The 293-nt window shown below is 56.0% G+C and carries 1 protein-coding gene; it reads left to right on the top strand.

The annotated features are described in order from the left end of the window. The coding region (locus J9889_RS23775; protein ID WP_210539139.1) for an IS1634 family transposase at positions 1-293 on the top strand (293 nt) is incomplete at both ends.

Below are 293 nucleotides of genomic sequence, written 5' to 3'. Positions count from 1 at the left end.
GATATTACCAGCTTCCACGTCGATGGCGCCTATGACTGTGCCGATGGGGATCTGGTCGGTAAGCTGCAACTGGTGCGTGGTTATAGTCGTGATCACCGGCCAGAGCTGAATCAAGTGATCCTTGAGCTCATCTGTGAAAATCAGGCCGGCCTACCTGTCTATATGCAGGCCCTGAGCGGCAATAGTAATGACACCAAAGCCTTTGCCCAGACCGTTCGTCGCCATTTGAGCAGTCTCAAGGCCGCGCAGGAGTGCCGTTATCTGGTCGGCGATGCCGCACTGTACTGCGCCGA

The organism is Aeromonas sp. PrichA-15 (assembly GCF_017939245.1).
GTDB lineage: Bacteria > Pseudomonadota > Gammaproteobacteria > Enterobacterales > Aeromonadaceae > Aeromonas > Aeromonas caviae.
This window is presented reverse-complemented; position numbering and strand designations above follow the sequence as displayed.